This is a genomic window from Cupriavidus sp. PET2-C1, from assembly GCF_054515855.1.
In genome coordinates this window covers 463,871-484,937 of the sequence record NZ_CM137260.1, presented here as the reverse complement: position 1 = coordinate 484,937, position 21,067 = coordinate 463,871, and the positions used below count along the sequence as shown (strand labels likewise).

At 66.4% G+C, this 21,067-nt stretch carries 20 protein-coding genes; 12 read left to right on the top strand and 8 right to left on the bottom strand.

The window, feature by feature from the left end; translation table 11 throughout:
* Window positions 1-102: 102 nt before the first annotated feature.
* The 4 genes from ACX12D_RS22150 to ACX12D_RS22135 are packed head-to-tail and all read left to right on the top strand — an operon-like array spanning window position 103 to window position 3,100.
* Complete coding sequence (locus ACX12D_RS22150) at window positions 103-1,338, top strand: SpoIIE family protein phosphatase (RefSeq protein ID WP_441639740.1); 1,236 nt, start codon at window positions 103-105, stop codon at window positions 1,336-1,338.
* A gap of 28 nt (window positions 1,339-1,366) precedes the next feature.
* A complete protein-coding gene (locus tag ACX12D_RS22145; protein ID WP_253930976.1) occupies window positions 1,367-1,936 on the top strand; it encodes a SiaB family protein kinase in 570 nt (189 codons plus the stop codon).
* Window positions 1,937-1,965: 29 nt separating this feature from the next.
* The gene (locus tag ACX12D_RS22140; protein WP_441639739.1) at window positions 1,966-2,355 is read left to right on the top strand and encodes a DUF1987 domain-containing protein; all 390 of its coding nucleotides are present in this window, start codon (window positions 1,966-1,968) and stop codon (window positions 2,353-2,355) included.
* 7 nt (window positions 2,356-2,362) lie between these two features.
* Complete coding sequence (locus tag ACX12D_RS22135; RefSeq protein ID WP_459375644.1) at window positions 2,363-3,100, top strand: GGDEF domain-containing protein; 738 nt, start codon at window positions 2,363-2,365, stop codon at window positions 3,098-3,100.
* An 85-nt stretch (window positions 3,101-3,185) separates the two neighbouring features.
* Here ACX12D_RS22135 and ACX12D_RS22130 read toward each other — a convergent pair whose 3' ends face one another.
* The 4 genes from ACX12D_RS22130 to ACX12D_RS22115 all read right to left on the bottom strand — a co-directional run bounded on the left by ACX12D_RS22130 (window position 3,186) and on the right by ACX12D_RS22115 (window position 6,303).
* Entirely contained in the window at window positions 3,186-4,154 is a 969-nt protein-coding gene (locus ACX12D_RS22130; RefSeq protein WP_459375643.1) for an ABC transporter substrate-binding protein, read from the bottom strand.
* Window positions 4,155-4,174: 20 nt separating this feature from the next.
* Window positions 4,175-5,284, bottom strand: coding sequence for an LLM class flavin-dependent oxidoreductase (locus ACX12D_RS22125; protein ID WP_459375642.1), 1,110 nt, complete (start codon window positions 5,282-5,284; stop codon window positions 4,175-4,177).
* 200 nt (window positions 5,285-5,484) lie between these two features.
* Window positions 5,485-5,862 (bottom strand): c-type cytochrome, encoded by a 378-nt coding sequence (locus ACX12D_RS22120; protein ID WP_459375641.1) that lies wholly within the window; start codon window positions 5,860-5,862, stop codon window positions 5,485-5,487.
* 78 nt (window positions 5,863-5,940) lie between these two features.
* Window positions 5,941-6,303 carry a hypothetical protein gene (locus tag ACX12D_RS22115; RefSeq protein WP_459375640.1) on the bottom strand — a complete coding sequence of 121 codons (363 nt, stop codon included), beginning with the start codon at window positions 6,301-6,303 and terminating at the stop codon, window positions 5,941-5,943.
* Window positions 6,304-6,656: 353 nt separating this feature from the next.
* Here ACX12D_RS22115 and ACX12D_RS22110 point away from each other — a divergent pair, with 353 nt between their 5' ends.
* Together ACX12D_RS22110 and ACX12D_RS22105 are read left to right on the top strand one after the other, a co-directional pair.
* Window positions 6,657-7,400 carry a hypothetical protein gene (locus ACX12D_RS22110; protein ID WP_459375639.1) on the top strand — a complete coding sequence of 248 codons (744 nt, stop codon included), beginning with the start codon at window positions 6,657-6,659 and terminating at the stop codon, window positions 7,398-7,400.
* Between the two features lie 271 nt (window positions 7,401-7,671).
* Complete coding sequence (locus ACX12D_RS22105) at window positions 7,672-8,526, top strand: hypothetical protein (RefSeq protein ID WP_459375638.1); 855 nt, start codon at window positions 7,672-7,674, stop codon at window positions 8,524-8,526.
* A gap of 37 nt (window positions 8,527-8,563) precedes the next feature.
* Here ACX12D_RS22105 and ACX12D_RS22100 read toward each other — a convergent pair whose 3' ends face one another.
* Window positions 8,564-9,970 (bottom strand): lysozyme inhibitor LprI family protein, encoded by a 1,407-nt coding sequence (locus tag ACX12D_RS22100; RefSeq protein ID WP_459375637.1) that lies wholly within the window; start codon window positions 9,968-9,970, stop codon window positions 8,564-8,566.
* A gap of 161 nt (window positions 9,971-10,131) precedes the next feature.
* On the opposite strand from ACX12D_RS22100, the gene ACX12D_RS22095 reads away from it, so the two are divergent.
* From ACX12D_RS22095 to ACX12D_RS22070, 6 genes are read left to right on the top strand one after another with little or no spacing between them, the layout of a single operon-like run.
* Window positions 10,132-11,562: a leucyl aminopeptidase family protein gene (locus tag ACX12D_RS22095; protein WP_459375636.1), complete on the top strand. Its 1,431-nt coding sequence runs from the start codon at window positions 10,132-10,134 to the stop codon at window positions 11,560-11,562.
* A 35-nt stretch (window positions 11,563-11,597) separates the two neighbouring features.
* On the top strand, window positions 11,598-13,187 hold the full coding sequence (locus tag ACX12D_RS22090) for an ABC transporter substrate-binding protein (RefSeq protein ID WP_459375635.1): 1,590 nt from the start codon (window positions 11,598-11,600) through the stop codon (window positions 13,185-13,187).
* Between the two features lie 16 nt (window positions 13,188-13,203).
* Window positions 13,204-14,169, top strand: a complete 966-nt coding sequence (locus tag ACX12D_RS22085; RefSeq protein WP_459375634.1) for an ABC transporter permease — start codon at window positions 13,204-13,206, stop codon at window positions 14,167-14,169.
* Between the two features lie 7 nt (window positions 14,170-14,176).
* Window positions 14,177-15,127 (top strand): ABC transporter permease, encoded by a 951-nt coding sequence (locus ACX12D_RS22080; protein ID WP_459375633.1) that lies wholly within the window; start codon window positions 14,177-14,179, stop codon window positions 15,125-15,127.
* Window positions 15,124-16,851, top strand: coding sequence for a dipeptide ABC transporter ATP-binding protein (locus ACX12D_RS22075; protein ID WP_459375632.1), 1,728 nt, complete (start codon window positions 15,124-15,126; stop codon window positions 16,849-16,851). Before ACX12D_RS22080 ends, ACX12D_RS22075 begins: the two co-directional genes overlap by 4 nt.
* 47 nt (window positions 16,852-16,898) lie before the next feature.
* The gene (locus tag ACX12D_RS22070) at window positions 16,899-17,075 is read left to right on the top strand and encodes a hypothetical protein (protein WP_459375631.1); all 177 of its coding nucleotides are present in this window, start codon (window positions 16,899-16,901) and stop codon (window positions 17,073-17,075) included.
* Window positions 17,076-17,158: 83 nt separating this feature from the next.
* On the opposite strand, the gene ACX12D_RS22065 is transcribed toward ACX12D_RS22070, so the two are convergent.
* The 3 genes from ACX12D_RS22065 to ACX12D_RS22055 all read right to left on the bottom strand — a co-directional run bounded on the left by ACX12D_RS22065 (window position 17,159) and on the right by ACX12D_RS22055 (window position 20,970).
* On the bottom strand, window positions 17,159-17,929 hold the full coding sequence (locus tag ACX12D_RS22065; protein ID WP_043354426.1) for a ferredoxin--NADP reductase: 771 nt from the start codon (window positions 17,927-17,929) through the stop codon (window positions 17,159-17,161).
* Between the two features lie 235 nt (window positions 17,930-18,164).
* Window positions 18,165-20,063, bottom strand: a complete 1,899-nt coding sequence (locus ACX12D_RS22060; RefSeq protein WP_459375630.1) for a family 2A encapsulin nanocompartment cargo protein cysteine desulfurase — start codon at window positions 20,061-20,063, stop codon at window positions 18,165-18,167.
* Complete coding sequence (locus tag ACX12D_RS22055) at window positions 20,038-20,970, bottom strand: family 2A encapsulin nanocompartment shell protein (RefSeq protein ID WP_006157090.1); 933 nt, start codon at window positions 20,968-20,970, stop codon at window positions 20,038-20,040. The genes ACX12D_RS22060 and ACX12D_RS22055 overlap by 26 nt, the downstream gene beginning before the upstream one ends.
* Window positions 20,971-21,067 lie beyond the last annotated feature (97 nt).

Below are 21,067 nucleotides of genomic sequence, written 5' to 3'. Positions count from 1 at the left end.
CCACGGGATGCACCAGGACGGGCCGCATGCGCCATATGTCACGTAACCGTCATGCGCGCGCCATACAATCGGCGGCTTCCCAATAGTCCGAATGCCCTGGCGATGCCTGACGTTCCGGTTGACTCACACTTGGCTCGTTCCCGCTTCCGGCAGCCCTGTGCCGAGGATCTCTGCGTCACCACGCCATCGGTGACCACGGAACAGAACAACCAGGAAGTCCTCGATGTGTTCGGCAAGCACCGGGACCTTGCCAGCTTGCCGGTGACCGAGAACGACACGCCGATCGGCCTGATCAATCGCGCGATCTTCATGTCGCAGATGAGCAAGCCCTATCACCGCGAGCTGTACAACCGCAAGAGCTGCATCGCCTTCATGGACAAGGAGCCGCTGGTGGTCGATGCCGCGATGAGCATCGAGGCCCTGACCTTCAAGGCGGTGGAGTATGGCGAAAAAGCACTCGCCGACGGCTTCATCATCGCGCGCGACGGCCGCTTCCTTGGCATCGGGCATGGCTTGCAGCTGATGCGCGTGGTCGCGGACATGCAGGCCGAGAAAAACCGCCAGATCATGCACAGCATCGACTACGCCAGCACCATCCAGCGCTCGATGCTGCGCCCCTCGCGCGAGGCGCTGGCCAGGACGCTCGGCGACGCGGGCCTGGTGTGGGAGCCGCGCGATGTGGTTGGCGGAGATTTCTATCACTTTGCGGCGTTCGAGGACGGCTGGTTTGCCGCGCTGGCCGATTGCACGGGCCACGGCGTACCGGGCGCGTTCCTGACCCTGATCTCCTCGTCCATCCTGATCCAGGCCATCGAGCAGCGCGGCCCGCGCGACCCCGGCGCGCTCCTGATGGCGGTGAACCGCGGCATCAAGCAGATGCTCGGGCAGCTCGATGGCGATGATGAAACGCCTGGCTCGAACGACGGCATGGATGCGGCGTTCTTCTGGTTTGACAACGCCAGCCGCCGGCTCGTATTCGCCGGCGCCAAGAGCGCCTTGTTCGTGCTCCAGCCCGGCGAGGAGGAAGGCGAGATCGTGGACGGCGAGCGCATGGGTGTCGGCTATGTGGATACCGACCTGGACTTTGCCTGGCAGAACCGCCTGATCCAGACCCAGCCGGACAGCGTGGTGTTTGTGACCACCGATGGACTGATCGACCAGATCGGCGGTCCCAAGGAAATCGCCTTTGGCAAGCGCCGCATCCGCGAAGCGATCCGTGGCAGCCGGCACGCCTCGGCGGCGCAGATCAACGAGGCCGTGCTGGACCAGTATCGCGCGTGGCAAGGCCATCACCGCCGCCGCGACGACCTCACGTTTTTCTGCTTTCGCGTTCAATAGTCCTGCAATGGCCTGCTATAGCACTGAGATGAACGGTAATTCGATTGACCATGAATATGGGCCATTCTTTGAAATGGCCCGGGAACGCAACGTGATCTTCTACTACGTCGGCTACTTTTCCCAGAACATCATCGCGGCAATGTCCGATGCGGTGCGGCTGCAACTGACGGTGAGCGGCGTCGACGGCTCGACCCGGCGCAAGCTGTTCTCCTCGTTCGTGGAGATGGCGCAGAACATCGTCCACTATTCGTCCGACGCGCTCACGCCGCCCACCCAGGACACCAACCAGCTGCGCCATGGCTCGGTGTGCATCTGCATGGTGGAAGACCGCTACCGGCTGATGTGCTCCAACCCGGTGGCGATCACCCGCGTGGGGCAACTGCGCGCCGCGCTGGAGCCATTGCGCACCATGACGCTGGACCAGATCAAGCAGGCCTACAAGGAAACCATGCGCGCCGAAGCGCCGGAAGGCAGCAAGGGCGCCGGCCTGGGATTCCTGACGGTAGCGCGCGACGCCAGCGCGCCGCTGGAGTACAGCTTCCAGCCCATCGACGCAGACCCGGTATCGACGATGTTCTTCCTTACCGCCACCATCTGAATCACTGAACGGGATCGAAAGGGAAACTGATGGAAAACCTGTTCATAGCCGCCACACCGACCTCGCCCGAGGTGAGCTTTGATTTCAAGCAGCACACGCTCTGCCTCAAAGGCGAGTCCTATCCGGAAAACGCCGCGGTGTTCTACGGCGACGTGATCCTGCGCCTGCGCAAATACCTGGCAGCCTGCGAGGACACCGAAGTCACCGTGCACGTGGCGCTGACGTACTTCAACAGCTCCAGCACCAAGGTCCTGTTCGGCATGTTCGACGCCATGAACGATGCGGCCGACAAGGGCAACCGGGTCATCGTGCACTGGTATCACGACGTGGACGACGACACGATCCTGGAATTCGGCCAGGACCTGCACGCCGACTTCCCCGCCATCGATTTCCTCGACCACGCCACCACGGCGAGCTGACCCGCGCATGTCCGAGCCAGATCTCTTCGAGTCGGAAACCAGCGTCCTGGCGGGCGCCAGGACGGTATTCGGCAATCCCGATGCCGGCGCCCAGGCATACCGCGACACGCTGGGCGAGCTGATCGGCTACTACGAGCGGCTGATGCGCGAAACCCGGCGCCTGATACGGCGCAGCGACCGCGAAGAGCTGGAAATGAACCGGCTCAACCATCGCCTGCAGGACCTGGCCCGCGAGCTGGAATTCCGCGCCACGCGCGACACGCTCACCGGCGCGCTGAACCGCGGCGCCATCATCGAGCGGGCCGGCGCGGTGCTGGCCGCGGACAGCCTGGCGTTGATCGTGCTCGACATCGATCACTTCAAGCGGGTCAACGACTCGATGGGCCACCCTGTCGGCGACACCGTGATCCGCGGCGTCGTCGACTGCCTGGAGCGGTCGGTGCAAGGCACGGGCGTCATCGGCCGGGTGGGCGGCGAGGAGTTCGCTGCGCTGCTGCCGGCGCGCGCGCTGGACGCCGCTGTCGAACTGGCGGAGCGCATGCGGCTGCAGATCGAGCAGCATGTGTTTCCGGTCAAGGCTAGGCTGCAGGTGACGGCTAGCTTCGGCGTGAGCTGGAGCCCCCCTGGGACGAGCTTCGAGCAGGCCTATGCGCGTGCTGACGAGGCGTTGTATCAGGCCAAGCGTAGCGGGCGTAACCGGGTTGTCAGTTTGCTGGAGGGCGAGCTGGTGGTGCCGTTGCATTGAGGCGCCGCGCCGGTCGCGCTCACGCAAAACGAAAAGCCGCAACATGCCGCGGCGCGCTCCACGGCCCCTGGCCCCTGCGGCCCGGTCAGCTCACCGGGTTGGCCTGCACCGCCAGCGGAAAACCGGTATCGAACGTAGTCCGCACATCCAGCCGCTGCTTGAGCAGCCCCGCCTTCTGGTAGAAATCCGCCGTGCGCTGCTGCTCGGCAATCACTGCCGCATCGATGTTGCGCCACTGCGTACGGCGCCGCTCGAACTGCAGCCGCGCGGCCTCCGGCGGGATGCCGATGATGCGCGCCAGCGCCGCGGAGAAGCCGTCCACATGCTGGTACGACCACACCTGCGCGCGCACCACGCGCTGCAGGAAATCGCGCAGCACCTCGCGCTTGGCGGCCAGCGCGCTGTCCGTCGCCGCCAGATAGCTCAGGCCGGACCACAGCCCGCGCCCGCTCACCAGCACGCGTGCATGGCCGCTGGTCTCGGCCAGCGCGGTATACGGCTCCCATGTGGCCCACGCATCGATCGAGCCGTTGACCAGCGCGAGCTTGGCGTCCGCCGGCGGCAGGAAGCGCAGGCTGGCGTCCTCGGGCTTCAAGCCGGCCGATTCGAGCGCCTTCAGGGCGACGAAGTGACCGATGGAGCCACGGTTGGTGCCGATGTTCTTGCCGCGCAGGTCTGCCGCCGTCTTCAAGGGCGAATTGGCGCGTACCAGCACGGCGGTGCCGAACGGGTCCGAGCGGTTGGCGCCGATGATCTTGATCGGCGTGCCGGCGGCCAGCGCGAAGATGGCGGGCGCATCGCCGATCGGGCCGGAATCCACCGCGCCGGCGTTCAGCGCCTCGGCCAGCGGCGCGGCGGCGGGAAACTCCGTCCACTGGATGTCGTAGGCCAGGCCCTTGAGCTCGCCTGCGCTTTCCAGCAGGGCGCGCAGGCCGCCCTTCTGGTCGCCGGCCTTGAGCACGGGGCGGCCCTGGGCCGACACGGAAAACGGCAAGGCGCCGCTGGCCGCTGCCAAGGCGCCGTAGCGCAGGAATTGTCTTCGGGATGCCGTCATGATGCCGCTCGCCATCCCCTTCAGGCTGCCTTGCGGCCAGCACCGGAACCAGCGCCGGCCGCGGCCTCGCGCTGCGCCACCAGCTCGCGCACGCGGGGAATCAGCTCGCGGCCGTAGTCCACCGCATCGTCGAGCGGATCGAAGCCGCGGATCAGGAAGGTGGTCACGCCAAGGTCGTAGTAGTCCAGCAGCGCGTCGGCGACTTGCTCCGGCGTGCCCACCAGCGCGGTGGAGTTGGAGCGCGCGCCGGTGAGCTTGGCGATCTCCGTCCACAGGCGCTTGTCCACGCGCGGCCCCCTGTCGGCGGCGGCCAGCAGGCGGCGCGCGCCTTCGCTTTGCTGCGGGCCGCTCTGCCCGAGGCCAGCCGCCTCGCGCAGGCGGCGCGTTTCTTCGAGGATGGCATTGGCGCGTGCCCATGCCGCCGCTTCTGTTTCCGCCAGGATCGGCCGGAACGAGACCGAGAAGCGCACCTGCCGCCCATGCGTGGCCGCCTCGGCGCGTACCCGCGTGGTGATGTCGCGGACCTGCTCGAGAGATTCGCCCCACAGTGCGTAGACATCGGCATGGCGTCCGGCGACTTCGATCGCCGCGTCCGAAGCACCGCCGAAGAAGATCGGCACGTATGGCTTCTGGGCCGGCTTCACTTCGGAAAAGCCCTGGGTGAAGCGGTAATACCTGCCTTCGTGGTCGAACGGCTTGTCCTGCGTCCAGATGCGCCGCAGGATGCCGAGGTACTCGTCGGTGCGCGCATAGCGCTCGTCATGGCTGAGGAAATCGCCGTCGCGCTGCTGCTCGGAATCGGAGCCGCCGGAGATGAAGTGCACGCCAAGCCGGCCACCGCTGAACTGGTCGAGCGAGGCAATCTGCCGGGCCGCCAGCGTGGGCGCGGTAAAACCCGGCCGGTGCGCCAGCATGAAATGCACGCGCTCGGTCACGGCAGCCGCATAGGCAATGGTGAGCGTGGCGGAAGGGCCGGTGGAGTGATGCGGCACCAGCACGCGGTCGAAGCCGGCGTTCTCATGCGCTTGCGCAAACGCCCGCACATAGTCGCGATCCACGACCGGTCCGCTGGCCGGATGGATCTCCGACTGCTTCTGGCTCTGGATCATGCCAATGATTTCCACGCTCATCGTAGGCTCCTGTTCCTGGTTTGCGATGATTTGAAGCGGCTGCGCGGGAGATGCGCGCCGTATCGCCAAAACATGAACATACGCCGAGGATGGGCGATCCTTAAGGAAGAAGAACGAGGGAAGATATGCGGTTTTGCGCGGTAGCCCGCAGCGCGGCTGACCTGGCGCTTAGATTTCCGTGCCCACCTCTCATCTCAAAATCATCGATTTTTTGAAATCACACCACTCATGTATTGATTTAAATCGCGCAGATCATTAATCCTCCAAGGGTATGGCGATAGCTTTACGCCATTCTCTTTCAAGGTTTTTGGAATCAAGTCTCCATTTGGACGAAGTATTACCGATGATACAATAACGCCCGGATATTCATTTAGTCGTTTTTTGAAAGCGGATGTTGTAAGATCGGGCGTAGGAGGATTGCTCTTATTAGCCAATGGTCCCGTTCCCTTGAGATCTACTCCATGGCACATGGCACATCTCTGTGAATAGAGATTTTTCCCATTGACATTATCCGCGAAGGATAGTGATGCTTGAGTTAGCGATAAAATTCCCAGCGAAGCGATGAATAATATTTTCATTTTTCCTTGTTGTATAAATCAGATCTGATTAAGGGGGCGATTTAGCGTCCCCTCCTCTTGATTGACGCGGCCTCGTGATTAGCCGGCAGCCGCGCTCTTCAATCCGTCCGACACGCCTTGTGCCGAGTCTTTGCACCACTGCCTGGCGCCGAGCGGGCTGTTTTCAATCCCATCTTCCTTGCCGTCCGGCATCAGCACGTTACCGCGCAGCCCAGCGGCCTCGCTGGCCTCGCCGCCGCTTGTATCTACCCCGGGGATCCCCGCGATCAGGCCGACCATCTTCCTGGCGTTCTTGACACTGTCGGCTTTCAGGAAGCCCTTTCCGACACAGTAGCTGGTGAGGCCGGCGACGTTGCGGGACATGTCATACATGCCCTTGAGCACAGCCGGGTCTGCTTGCGCATGCGCCGGAGCGGCAAGCGCGATCGTGCTTGCCGCCATCAGGATTGCCGATATCTTCTTGTTCATCGTTCTCTGTGTTTCCCATCATTGGTGCCCGGCTTCAATTAGCCGGCTTTGCCAAGTATACTTGCAGTCACATCGGGCTTCATGGCCTGCCGTCAAATCGGACCCTTCAGGGCCCGCTTTCTCTTTCTTGTTGACCGGACTGACAATCCCTACCTTTTTCCTCGCTCTGCATGGCTCTTCGATTTCGTCCCGTCCCCTGCGCTTTTTCGGCGTTGCTTCTCTGCGCCGTTGCCGCCTCGCCCCATGCCCTGGCCAATGAATACGTCCTGGTCCCGATCACCGGCAGCGAGCAGGAGACCAGGGAGGTTTCCGCGCTGGAACCGGCCGTGGCCCGATTCGCCGGCCTGGCTTCCGGCTCCTATTACTGGGAGGATGGGCTGTTGGCCGAGCAACTGCTGACCGGCCTGGCATCGCGCCCGGACAGGTTCGAGCAGGCGCTGCCCGGTGGCCAGCGCCTGCTAGCGTCGCGCCGGGAGTTTTCCGACGGCGCCGAGCGCGCGGCCGTGCTGGTCGACGCGCGCGGCGACGTGCTGGCCGCGGCGCTGGTGCACCGGCAGTGCGGCAAGGAATCCATCTGCCAGGACAGCCAGCATGCCGTGCTGTCGGTCTTCCTGCGGCCCGGCTTCGGGCGCGCCCAGGCGCAGCCGCTGGTCGCGTGGAGCCAGGATGTGCCCAAGGCGCTGAAGCTTGGCAGGGGCGAGACGATCGCCACGGTGGAGACCATCACGCTGGATGCCAGCCGCACTGGCGCCAGCCCGGTCCAGCGCCCCACGGGATTCCCGCCGCAGGTGCCGCTGTACCCGAGGGCCATCCTCTATCGCACCGGGCAGAATGCCTTGAGCGACGCCCGGGCCAGGCGCGTGGTGCGGCTGCAGACCACCGATAGCATCGAGCTGGTGCTGGCCTTCTACAAACGGTTGTCGCCGCCGATGGGGCAGCTGGAGACTGCCAAGAATGACAACAGCGGCTACGTGAGCGGCAAGCGCAAGGGCGTGGCGTTTTCCGTCGAGGCGCAGCGCAATGAGCACTTCCCGAGCCTCACCAACGTGGAGGTGGAGATCGCCGACTGACCGCGGCGAGGACGATGCGGGAGTCATTTCAAGCCGGTCGCTGCGGTTGCCGACGGCCCCGCTCCGATCGCCCCGGCATTACCAAGTATACTTACGGTCACATCGGGCTTCGCAGCCTCCCGTCAAAACGGACCCTGCCGAGCCCGTTTTCTTGTTTACCGGATTGCCGGATTACCGGATTGCCGGACTGACAATCCCTACCATTTTTCCTCTCCTTTTTCCTTTCCGCATGGCTCTTCGATTTCGTCCCGCCTCCTGTGCAGCGCTGGCATTGCTGCTCTCCACCCTCGGCGCCGCGCCCCTTGCCCTGGCCGCGGATGCCGTCCTGGTCCTGGACACCAGCCACCAGCAGGAAACCCGGGAAGCCCCCGCGCTGGATCTCGCCATCACCCGGTTTGCCGGCAATGCGTCCGGTACTTACTATTGGGAGGACGGCCTGCTGGCCGAGCAGATCCTGTCGGGGCTGCAGTCGCGCGCCAACCGGGCCCAGCAGGAACTGCCCGATGGCCAGCGCGTGCTGTCGTCGCGCCGCCAGCTATCGCAAGGCGCCGAGCGCGCGGCCGTGCTGGTGGACGAGCGCGGCGACGTGCTGGCCGCGGCCCTGGTGCACCGCGAATGCGGCAAGAATGGCTGCCAGGACGACCAGCACGGCCGGCTGTCCATCTTCCTGCGGCCCGGCTTCGATCGCGCCAAGGCTCAACCGCTGGTGACGTGGAGCCAGGACGTACCCGAAGACCTGGACACCGACCCCGGCGAGAAGATCGCCAAGGTGGAGACCATCACGCTGGATGCCGCCAACACCACGGCCAAGCCGGTCAAGCTCCCCAAGGGATTTTCGCCGCAAGTGCCGCTGTACCCGCGGGCCATCGTTCATCGCACCGCGCAGGATGCGCTGAGCAACGCCAAGGCCAAGCGTGTGCTCAGGCTGCAGACCACCGACAGCATCGAGCAGGTGCTGGCCTTCTACAAGCAACTGACGCCGCCGCTGCAGGATGCCGCGTCCGACCTGGAGGGCAACACCGGCTTCGTGGTGGGCAAGCGCAAGGGCGTGGCGTTTTCCGTCAACCTGAAGGAGGACAAATACTTCCCGACCATCACCAACATGGAGGTCGAGATCGGCGAGTGATCCGGCTGCCGGGCGGCGAGCGGCGGCGAGCTGTGGATTACATGCCGTTGTCGCCCTCGACCTTGCCGATCGACACCTTGGTCCCGACAGCGGTGCGCAAGCCCTTGACGGAATACGTTTGTGCCTGCTCTTGGTCCTCCGGCATGCGCATCCACAGTTGCGCGAACAGCCCGTCCTTGGGTGAATAGCCGCCAAACCAGTCGACCAGTTGCCCGACGTAGCACTGGCGCCCCACCCAGACGGGCATGTCTGCCACGATTTCAAAGGTGTAGTGGCCTGGGCCGTAGCTGTAGTAGACGCCGCGGTCATCGCCCTTGACGGTGTCCGGAATCGGGCAAAGAGGCTTGTCCATGGTGCCGGCATCACGGGCCGCCGCGCTGCTCGCCTGCCTAAGCGCGCGCGTCAGGGCGGCATGCAAGGTGCTGTCCAGCGTGGTCACCGTGCCCTTCTCTTCGTCCTTCTGGACCCTGGGGATGGAGAGCTGGTAGCGGTATTGCACGACAAGCCTTGGCACCTCGCCAACCACCGTCAGCGGCCTGAGCAGGTGGGCGTTGTCCACCCCGTAGTAGCTGCTCCGGTAAGCGGCATAGACGCGTCCGCGCAGGCGGACCCAGTCCGCCGCCTGGTTGGCGCCGCGTCCGTTGACCGAGTAAAGGTAGCCGCCTCCCTCCAACGCGTCGGCCCGGCCCGTCGAGCCATCGGCGCCCGCGAATTTCCCGCCCTCGCGGCGCAGCGCGCTCACGTACGAGAACAGCCCGGTCCCGCCGGCATAGGTGTCGATGATCAGATCGCGCTGGCCGTCGCCGTCGATATCCATCAGCGTGTAGGAAGCGTTGCCGTTCTCCCCGCCGCCTTCGATGCCCGAGGCCAGCAAGGCGCGCCATTCGTCGCTGGTGACGCCTGGGGGGCGTGTCGTCGGGAAATGCGCGTCGTCGCCCGTTTGCTGGTCTTCTTTCACGTTGGCGAACGTTGTCATGCCCGTCTTGATGCGGATCGCATCGAGGGCCTTCTCAAGCGGGAACACCGGCTCGGTCTTGCGCATGGCTTCCACCGCCTGGCGCAGGTCCTCCAGCGCCTGCCGGTCCACGCTGTCCGGCTTGTAGGCGGCGGCTTCGCGCAGCTGCGCCTGCAATGCCGCAAGGCGATCGTCATATCGTGCCTTGATGCAGCCCTTGTCCGCGCCACACTGATCCCGGGTCTTCAGCCACGCAAGCTGGGCTTGCCGTAGCGCGGCGCGCTGCGGGGCCTGGGCGCCGGCGAGCTTGCCATACACGGCCGACAGCTTGCCGTCGAGCTTGCGCAGATCCGCATCGGCGCAGATCGCGACCTCCGTGCCGCTCGCCGCGCGGTCGCATTGCATGCCGGCCTGCGCTGCCTGTGCGGCAGGGACATACAGCGCCAACAAGGCGACCAGCGACGAGACATTCCTGATGTTTACATTCACAACGCGCGTTCTCTTCTGAGTGGTTCCAGCCTGGAAAGGCAAGCAGGCACTGCCCCCTCAACAAGCGAATATGGAAGCGCAATATGCTTCTTTGTGCCAATGCGCACCGGCCGGTAGTCTAGCAAGTCCTTGTTCATGGCAAGCCCGCCGCTACCTGCTCTATGCCTCAAAGCTTCTCCACGCTGCCCGATGGCGCCATCCCGCTCCACGTGACGGCACCGCAAACGCTTGCGGCCTTGCTGGAACAACTGCCGCCGGTGCAAGCACAGTGGGCACGCGCAACCGGCTTCGTCCCGTTGCCCGGCAAGACCTTGTTGCTGCCGGATGCCGATGGCACGCTGGCGGGCGTGATCGTCGGCGCCGATCCGGCCCAGCCGTTGTGGCAACTGGCGGGCCTGCCGAAGCAGTTGCCACCAGGGCGCTATGCAGTCGCCGCCGCGCAGGATGAACCGCCGCTGGCCGCGCTCGGCTGGGCCGTCGGCGCCTTGCCCGCGCGCTGGGACGACACGGTGGACGACACAGTGGACGACGCGGCGAGTGGCGCTGAGGACCTCGCGCAACTGGTCGTGCCACAGGCCACGCAGCAAACCCTCCAGCCCCTGGCCACGGCCATCGGCCTGGTACGCCGGCTGGTCAACACACCGGCCAACGTCCTTGGCCCCGCACGCCTCTCGGACGCAGTCCGCGCACTGGCGCAGGCGCATGGCGCCGAGTTCCGGGAATGGATCGGCGACGCCCTGCCGGATGCGGGCTTCCCGCTGGTCCACGCCGTCGGCCGCGCGGGCGCCCAAGCGCCGCGCGTGGCCACGCTGCATTGGGGCGACCCGGCCGCGCCGCGCGTGGTGCTGGTCGGCAAAGGCGTGTGCTTCGATTCTGGCGGGCTGGATATCAAGCCGGCGCAGGGCATGCGCTGGATGAAGAAAGACATGGGCGGCGCGGCCCACGCCATTGCGCTTGCGCAACTGGTGATGCAGGCGCGCCTGCCCGTGCGGCTGACCCTGGTGGTGCCGGCCGTGGAAAACGCCATCGGCTCCGGCGCGCTGCGCCCGGGCGATGTGATCCGCGCTGCCAATGGCACGTCGGTGGAGATCGAAAACACCGATGCGGAGGGCCGGCTGGTGCTGGCCGATGCCCTGCATCACGCGCTGGGCGAGCGCCACGAGCCCGCCGCCATCGCCATCGACCTGGCCACGCTGACCGGCGCGGCCCGCGTGGCGCTTGGGCCGGAGCTGCCCGCGCTGTTCAGCAATGACGATGCCCTTGCCGCCGACCTGCTCGCGCAGGCCCAGCGGCTGGCCGATCCGCTGTGGCGCATGCCGCTGTGGCAGCCCTATCACGCCATGCTGAAATCGTCGTTCGCGGATACGCAGAATGCCGCCGCCGCGCCGCTGGCCGGCGCCATTACCGCTGCCCTGTTCCTGCAGCGCTTTATCCCGAACGGCACGCCCTGGCTGCACCTGGACCTGTTCGCCTGGAACCAGGACGACCGCCCGGGCCGCCCGCGCGGCGGCGAGGCGCAGGGACTGCGCGCGCTCTTCGGCTTGCTGTCGCAGCGCTTTCCCGCGGTTGCCGGCAAGCCCATGCATTCCTGAATACAAGACAACCACCGTAAGTGAGAACAACAGACATGATCCAACGACTGGCGCTGGCCGCCACCCTGGCCGCCGCATTGCTGGCCGCTCCCGCGCTGCACGCCGAAACCCTGCGCTGGGCGCGCTCGGCCGACGCCTCCACGCTGGACCCGCACGCCGTCAACAACGGGCCCAACCACAACCTGCTGCACCAGGTCTACGAGCCGCTGATCATCCGCACCGCCGATGGCAAGCTGCTGCCCACGCTGGCCACCTCGTGGCAGCGCACGAACGACCCCACGGTATGGGAGTTCCAACTGCGCAAGGGCGTGAAGTTCCACGATGGCAGCGTGCTGACCGCCGACGATGCGGTGTTCTCGCTGTTGCGCGCCAAGTCGCCCACCTCGGACATGAAATCGCTGCTGGTCTCGATCACCGAGGTGACCAAGGTTTCGCCCTTCGTCATCCGCATCAAGACCGCCGGCCCCAACCCGCTGCTGCCCGACAACCTGACCAATATCCAGATCCTGAGCGCGGCATGGTCAAAGTCGCACAACGTGGAGCAGCCCCAGAACGCCTCGGCCAAGGAAGAGACCTACGCCACGCGCAATGTGAACGGCACCGGCCCGTACACGCTGGTGTCGCGCGAGCAGGACGTGCGCACGGTGCTCAAGCTCTTCCCGCAGTACTGGGGCCGCGGCCAGTTCCCGCTGGAGATCGACGAGCTGGTCTACCTGCCGATCAAGTCGCCCGCCACCCGCGTGGCCGCGCTGCTCTCCGGCGAGGTGGATTTCGTGCAGGACCTGCCGATCCAGGACACGGCGCGGCTGCGCGCCGACCCCAAGCTGCGCGTGAACCAGGCAGCGGAAAACCGCGTGATCTTCTTCGGCCTGAACGTGGGCAACGCGCCCTTGAAGTACTCGGACGTGAAGGACCGCAACCCGCTGGCCGACCGCCGCGTGCGCGAAGCGTTCCAGCTCGCCATCGACCGCAACGCCATCAAGACAGCCGTGATGCGCGGCTTGTCGGTGCCGACCAACATCATCGCGCCGCCGTTCGTGCATGGCTATGACAAGGCCTTCGACGTGGTCGGCAAGCCCGACGTGGCGCGCGCCAAGGCGCTGCTGGCGCAAGCAGGCTATCCCAACGGCTTCGGCATCACCCTGCATTGCACCAACGACCGCTACCTTAACGACGAAGCCATCTGCCAGGCCGCTGCCGGCTTCCTGGGCCGCATCGGCGTAAAGACCACGGTGGTCTCGCGCCCGCTGGCGATCCAGACCGCTGCCATCAACAACCTGGATACGGACTTCTACCTGTATGGCTGGGGCGTGCCGACCTACGACTCGGCCTACATCTTCGACTACCTGGTCCACACGCGCGGCAAGAATGCGCGCGGCGCCACCAATGCCACGCGCTACAGCAACCCGGAGCTGGATGCGAAGATCGTTTCGCTCTCCAGCGAGGGCGACCAGACGCAGCGCGACGCCGCCATCAAGAGCATCTGGGCCACGGTGCAGAAGGAACTGGTCTACCTGCCGCTGCACGACCAGATCCAGACCTACGCCATGGTGCGCAAGTTCGACATCCCGGTGAACCCGTCGAACACGCCCTACTTCAAGCTGTTCAAGCTGGCGAAGTCGTGACAACGGGCGCGCGCTGATGCTGGTCCACCTTCTCCGCCGCCTCGGCCAGTCGCTGCTGGTGCTGCTGGCCGTGTCCTTTATCGCCTTCCTGGTGTTTCGCCATATCGGCGACCCCACGGTCAGCCTGCTGGGCGAGGATGCCTCGATCGAAGACCGCCAGGCGCTGGTGGCCGAACTGGGCTTCGACCGGCCCGTGCCGGTGCAGTACGCGCGCTATCTCGGCAACGTGCTGCATGGCCAGTTCGGCATCTCGTACCGGGTCAAGCGGCCGGTGACGCAAGTCATCCTGGAGCGCGCGCCTGCCACGCTGGAGCTGGCGCTGGTGGCGGCGGTGGTCGCCGTGCTGGGCGGCGTGGCGCTGGGCGTCTACACGGCGATACAGCGCGACGGCTGGGCCAGCCGCGTGCTGATGACGGTGTCGCTGGTCGGCGTCTCGCTGCCGACCTTCCTGATCGGCATCCTGCTGATCTACCTGTTTGCCGTGGAACTGCGCTGGCTGCCCTCGTTCGGGCGCGGCGACACCGTGGCCGTGGGCGGGTGGAACACGGGCCTGCTCACGCGCTCCGGCTGGGCCTCGCTGGTGCTGCCGGTGGCCACGCTAGGCCTGTTCAAGCTGACGCTGATCATGCGCCTGGTGCGCGCGGAAATGATGGAAGCGCTGCGCACCGACTACGTGCGCTTTGCCCGCGCGCGCGGCCTGCCCGAGCGGCGCATCCACTACGGCCACGCGCTGCGCAATACGCTGATCCCGGTGGTCACCATCACCGGGCTGCAGCTCGGCTCGCTGATCGCCTTCGCCATCGTCACCGAGACGGTGTTCCAGTGGCCCGGCGTGGGGCTGCTATTCATCTCGTCGATCCAGGCGGTGGACGTGCCAGTGATCGCCGCCTACCTGCTGATGATCGCGGTGCTGTACGTGTGCATCAACCTGGCGGTGGACCTGGTCTACCTGCTGGTGGATCCGCGCCTGCGCCGTGCCTGACTTCGCCATGAACCCAATGCAAAACGCCCCCGCTCCAGCCGCCCCGGCGCAAACCCGCTGGCGCCATGCCGAGTCGCCCGTGGTGCGGGCGCTGGCGCGCTCGCGTACCGCGCAATTTGCCGTGCTGCTGCTGGCGCTGCTGGTGCTCGCCGCCCTGCTCGCGCCCTGGCTGGCGCGGCAGAACCCCTTCGATCCCGCCGGGCTGGAGTTGCTCGATGCCTTCACGCCACCTTGGCAGCATGGCGCGTCCGGCGCGTTCTATCCGCTCGGCAGCGACGACCAGGGGCGCGATGTTTTTTCCGCCATCCTCTACGGCTTGCGCATGTCCCTGCTGGTAGGCGCGGCGGCGGTGGCGCTGTCGCTGGCCATCGGCGTCACGCTTGGCCTGGTGGCCGGCTATGCCGGCGGCTGGTTCGATACCGTGGTGATGCGCCTGGCCGATGTCCAGCTCACCTTTCCGGTGCTGCTGGTGGCGTTGCTGATCTTTGGCATCGCACGCGGCATCCTGCCCGCTGGCTACCGCGACGAGATGGCGCTCTACGTGATCGTGACCGCCATCGGCCTGTCGGAGTGGGTGCAATACGCGCGCACCGTGCGCGGCGCGGTGATGGTGGAAAAGCACAAGGATTACGTGCTGGCGGCCCGCATCATCGGGCGCTCGCGCACGGCCATCTTGCTGCGCCATATCCTGCCCAACCTGCTGGCGCCGGTGCTGGTGATCGCCACCATCAGCTTTGCGCTGGCGGTGGTGGCGGAGTCCACGCTGTCCTATCTGGGCGTGGGCCTGCCGCCCACCCAGCCCTCGCTGGGCACGCTGATCCGCGTTGGCCAGGGTTTCCTGTTCTCCGGCGAATGGTGGATCCTGCTATTCCCCGCGCTGGTGCTGCTGGCGCTGGCGCTCTCGGTCAACCTCGCGGGCGACTGGCTGCGCGACGCACTCAACCCCAAGCTCCAATGACCAAGATGCCTGTGAACCTGCCCGTCCTCAGCGTGCGCGGCCTGTCCGTGGCGTTCGACACTTATCGCGGCACGGCGAACGTGCTCGATGACGTGTCCTTCGACATCGCCCCCGGCGAAATCCTGGGCGTGGTGGGCGAATCCGGCGCCGGCAAATCAATGACCGGCAATGCCGTCACCGGCCTGATCGAGCCGCCCGGGCGCATCAGCGCCGGCAGCGTGACGCTGCGCGGGGAACGCATCGACACCTTGCGCGGCGAAGACATGCGCCGCATTCGCGGCAAGCACATCGGCATGGTGTTCCAGGACCCGCTGACGAGCCTCAACCCGGTCTGCACCATCGGCCGCCATCTCACCGAGACCATCCGCACCCATCTGCCGCTATCGCCCGCGCAGGCACGCCAGCGCGCGCTGGCATGGCTTGCGGACGTGGAAATCCCCGACCCCGCCACGCGCTTCAACCAGTACCCGCACCAGTTCTCAGGCGGCATGCGCCAGCGCGTGGCCATTGCGCTGGCGCTGTGCGGCGAGCCCGAACTGCTGATTGCCGACGAGCCCACCACCGCGCTCGATGTGGTCGTGCAGGCGCAGGTGATCCAGGTGCTGCGCCGCGTCTGCCGCGAGCGCGGCACCGCCGCCATGCTGATCACCCACGACATGGGCGTGATCGCCGAGGCCGCCGACCGCGTCCTGGTGATGTATCAGGGCCGCGTGCTGGAGACCGGGGCGGTACGCGACATCCTCGACCGCCCCCGCGCGGCTTACACGCGCACGCTGATGGCAGCCATTCCCTCCGTGCACCAGCGGCTGCACCGCCTGCCGGTGCCGGAGGAAGGCGCCGTGGCGCCGCTGCCGGCGCAGGCACCCCGCCCCGAGCGCAAGCAAGACGCCGCGCCACTGGTGCAGGTGCAGGGCCTGTCGCGCGACTTCGATCTCTCCGCCGGCTGGCTGCTGCGCACCCTCGCGCGCCAGCCGCGCAAGGTGCTTCATGCGGTACGCGACGTCAGCTTCGCCATCCCGCGCGGCACCACCTTCGGGCTGGTGGGCGAATCCGGCTCGGGCAAGTCCACCGTGGCGCGCATGATTGCCGGCCTGACCCGGCCCGGCGCGGGACGCATCAGCATCGACGGCGTGGACCGCTGGGCGGACCACCAAGCCGCGGCCACCCTGCCCGGGCGCTTCCAGATGATCTTCCAGGACCCATACGCCAGCCTCAACCCGCGCTGGCGCATCGACCGCCTCATCGCCGAGCCGCTGCAGGCGCTGGGGCTCAGCAAGAGCCCGGAAGACACCGCGGAACGTGTGGCGCAGGCCCTGCGCCGCGTGCGCATGTCGCCGGACGCCGGCCGGCGCTATCCGCACCAGTTCTCCGGCGGCCAGCGCCAGCGCATCGCCATCGCCCGCGCCCTGGTCAGCCACCCTGACTTCCTGATCTGCGACGAGCCCACGTCATCGCTGGACGTCTCGGTGCAAGCCCAGGTACTCAACCTGATGCGCGACCTGCAGGACGAATTCGGCCTGACCTACCTGCTGATCAGCCACAACCTGGCGGTGATCCGCCAGCTGTGCGATCAGGTGGGCGTGATGCAGCACGGGCGGCTGGTCGAAGTCGGGCCAGCGGATGCGGTCTTTGCCGCACCCCGGCATGGCTATACGCGCACGCTGATGGCTGCGGTGCCGGATGTGGGGCGGGAACGGGGGTTGCCGGTGGTGGCGGTGGCTTAGTGGCGGCGCACTGGGTGAGTGGCGCTCGTCAGCGAAGGAACGCAAGCATGACGCAGGAGAATCATGACAGGTCGCGCAGATGGCACGGACGTGCGGGCACCGCCGCCGGCGCTGCGGGGCTTTATCTGTCGCTGGGGACGGAACTGGCATGGATACAGCTGGCGGGTGTCTTCCTGACCACCCTGGGAATTCACTTCTGGGTGATGTCCCGCCAGCGGAATTGAGCGATCACCGGGGAACCCCGGCGATCGTCATGGTTTTCGTGGCCCTCATGGCGCCAAGGCGCCAGGTCTAGGTGCCGGAACGCTTAGCCCACAAATGCCTTTTCAAGCACAAAGTGGCCCGGCGCGCTCATATTGCCTTCCGTGAAGTGCTGCTCGGTCAGCATCGCGCGAATGTCCTTGAGCATGTCGGGGCTGCCGCACAGCATGATGCGGTCGTTCTCCAGCGAGAACGGCTCCACGCCCAGGCGCTCGAACAGCTCGCCGTTGGCGATCAGGTCGGTGATGCGGCCCTGATTGTCGAACTCTTCGCGGGTCACGGTGGGGAAATAGACCAGCTTTTCGCGGATCAGCTCGCCCAGGTGTTCGTGCTGCGGCAGGTGCTCCTGGATCAGCTCGCGGTAGGCCAGTTCCTCGACGAAGCGGCAGGTGTGGGTCAGCACGACCTTGTCATAGCGCTCGTACACTTCCGGGTCGCGGATGATCGACAGGAACGGCGCCAGGCCGGTGCCGGTGGCCAGCAGCCACAGGGTCTTGCCCGGCAGCAGGTTGTCGACCAGCAGCGTGCCGGTGGGCTTCTTGCCGACGAAGATCTGGTCGCCTTCCTTCAAGTGCTGCAGGCGCGACGTCAGGGGGCCGTCCGGCACCTTGATGCTGAAGAATTCCAGCGTTTCCTCGTAGTTGGCACTGGCGATGCTGTAGGCACGCAGAAGCGGACGACCGTTCACTTCCAGGCCAACCATGGCGAACTGGCCGTTCTCGAAGCGGAAGCCGGGGTCGCGGGTGCAGGTGAAGCTGAAGAGCGTGTCGGTCCAGTGGTGGACGGAGAGGATGGCTTGCTGGTTGAGATTGCTCATGAATAAGGCGCTGTATGCGCTGGATGGCGCCGGCGTCGATGGCCTGTTGTGGCCTGATACCAAAGGCTTGGCGGTAGCTTGCCGGTTGCGTTCAACAAGGCGGGCTCCGGTCCGAAGGCTGGAAGGCGCGCCGATCAAGGTGAGAAGATAGCGGATTTTAGAAGAAAACGCAGGGCGCGTCCCGATTCATGCAAATTCAGGGGGGTTATCCGCCCCACGCCCCGCGTTTTCAGGCTCAACGGCGCCCCGAAAGCCGCCTGACCACCGAAATCAGCCGGTCCACCTCGTCCGTGGTGTTGTAGAAGGCCAGCGACGGCCGCACCGTGGCCTCCACGCCAAAGCGGCGCAGGATGGGCTGGGCGCAGTGATGCCCGGAGCGCACGGCGATGCCTTCCTCGTTGAGCGCGCGGCCCACTTCCTCGGTCTCATAGCCCTTGAGCACGAAGGACAGCACGCTGGCCTTGTCGCGCGCCGTGCCTACCAGCCGCACGTCCGGGATGGGCTGCAGCAGGTGGGTGGCGTACTCCAGCAGGTCGTGCTCGTAGCGGGCGATGTTCTCGATGCCTACCCGCTCCACGTAGTCCAGCGCGGCGCCCAGCCCGACCGCATCGGCGATGTTGCCGGTGCCGGCCTCGAAGCGGTTGGGCGGCGGCTGGAACACGGTGCGCTCGAAGGTCACGTCGGCAATCATGTTGCCGCCGCCTTGCCAGGGCGGCATGGCCTCCAGCAGCTCGCGCTTGCCGTAGACCACGCCGATGCCGGTGGGCCCGAACACCTTGTGGCCCGAGAACACGAAGAAATCCGCATCGATGGCCTGCACGTCCACCCGCATGTGCGAGACCGACTGCGCGCCGTCCACCAGCGCAAGGGCGCCGGCGCGGTGCGCCAGGTCGACGATCTCCTTGACCGGCACCACGGTGCCCAGCGCATTCGAGACCTGCGTCACGGAAACAATCTTGGTGCGGTCGTTGAGCAGCCGGCGGTACGCATCCAGCAGCACCTGCCCGGAATCGTCCACCGGAATCACCCGCAGCCTGGCCCCGGTCTGCGCGGCAAGCTGCTGCCACGGCACGATATTGGCGTGATGCTCCAGGTGCGAGACGATGATCTCGTCGCCCTCGCCCACGTTCTGCACGCCCCAGGTCTTGGCGATCAGGTTGATGGCCTCGGTGGTGCCGCGCACGAAGATGATCTCGTCGGGCGAAGACGCGCCGATAAAACGCTGCACCTTGCTGCGCGCGGCCTCGTAGGCATCCGTGGCGCGCCCGGCCAGTGCATGGGCGGCGCGGTGGATGTTGGAGTTCTCGTGCGCATAGAAGTACGAGATGCGGTCGATCACCGACTGCGGCTTGTGCGTGGTGGCGGCGTTGTCGAACCACACCAGTTGCTTGCCGTTGACGCGCTCCTGCAGGATCGGGAAATCGCGTCGGATGGCGTTGACGTCGAACGGCACGCGCGCCGAGGACGAAGCCCACGGCAGGGTCTCCTCTTGCTCGCGCCCATAGCCGTAAGCGCCCGGCCCTTGCTGTGGCAGATGCAGCGAGAGCGGATCGCCGAACGCGGCGATCTCGCGCAGGCTCGACGCGCCGCCATGCCCGTCGCGGCCCGCGCCCTCCAGGAAGTAGTAGGCAGGCGCGGCCGATGACTGCGGCGACGGCGCCGCGGCATGCGGCACGCCCAGCGCCTGCCCGCCGAAGCGGCTTTCCACCGCGGGCGCCACCGTGGCTACCGTGTCGGGCAGGCCATTCTGCGCCACCGAGGCCGGCCGCAAGGCCGGCGCGCGGTTAGGCAGCGAGAGCACATGCGTAGGCGCGGCGGGCAGCAGGTTGGCGCCAGGCACATGGCCCTGCGGGACCGCCGCGCCCGGCACGCCGGTGCCCGTGCCGCCAGGACCGGCCACCGGCGACCCCGGCGGCGCCGGGTTGTTCACCACGGGCAGCGACTGCGCGGCAGCCGGCGATGTCCCCGGCAGGGCCGAGAAAAACGCCCCCGCCAGGCGCGCCAGCACCGCCGGATCCGGCAGGCCGGGCGGCACCGAAGGCGCACCCGGCAGCGCGCCCGGCAGCGCGGCCGACGGGCTGGCCGGCGGATTCGACGGATTCACCGGATTACTTGTAGGTGTCAGGATAGTCATGGTACTTGCCGATCTCCACGTCATCGAGAACCGCCAGCGCATCCGGCGCGTGCACGGCCAGCGAGCAGTACAGCGAGATCAGGTACGAAGCGATTGCCTGGTCGTTGATGCCCATGAAGCGTACCGACAGGCCCGGGCCCTGCTCGCCCGCCACGCCCGGCTGGAACAGGCCGACCACGCCCTGGCGCTTGTCGCCCACGCGCAGCAGCAGGATCTTGCTCTTGCCGTCGGCCACCGGCACCTTGTCCGACGGGATCAGTGGAATGCCGCGCCAGGTGATGAACTGCGAGCCGAACAGGCTGACGGTGGGCGGCGGCACGCCACGGCGCGTGCATTCGCGGCCAAAAGCGGCAATCGCCAGCGGGTGGGTCAGGAAGAACGCGGGCTCCTTCCACACCTTGCTCAGCAACTCGTCCATGTCGTCCGGCGTGGGCGCGCCGGTCAGCGGGAAAACACGCTGCGCTTCAGCCACGTTGGCCAGCAGGCCGTAGTCCGGGTTGTTGATCAGCTCGCCTTCCTGGTGCTCCTTGATGGTCTCGATGGTGAGACGCAGCTGTTCCTTGATCTGGTCGTGCGGGCTGCTGTACAGATCCGAGACGCGGGTATGCACGTCCAGCACCGTGCTGACCGCGTTCAGGAAATACTCGCGCGGCTGCTCTTCGTAGTTGACAAAGGTGCGCGGCAGCTTGCCCTCGTCATCGCGCTGCGTGCAGGCGACCTTGACGGACTCGGGGTCCTGCACCTTGTTGAGGCGGTAGATGCCGGCTTCCACCGGCACCCACTGCAGGAAATGCGTCAACCAGCGCGGCGTGATGGTCGCGAGCTGGGGGATGGTCTTGGTGGCATTGGCTAGTTGCCGTGCTGCGTTATCGCCGAGCGCCGTCTGGCCGCTCCCGTTTACCGACATGTGCTACTCCGTTTAGCTGTGAGCTGATTGCTATATGAGAAAAACAAGAATCGTTATTACCGCAGCGATTATCGGGAGACGGCCCGGCCCGTTCAAC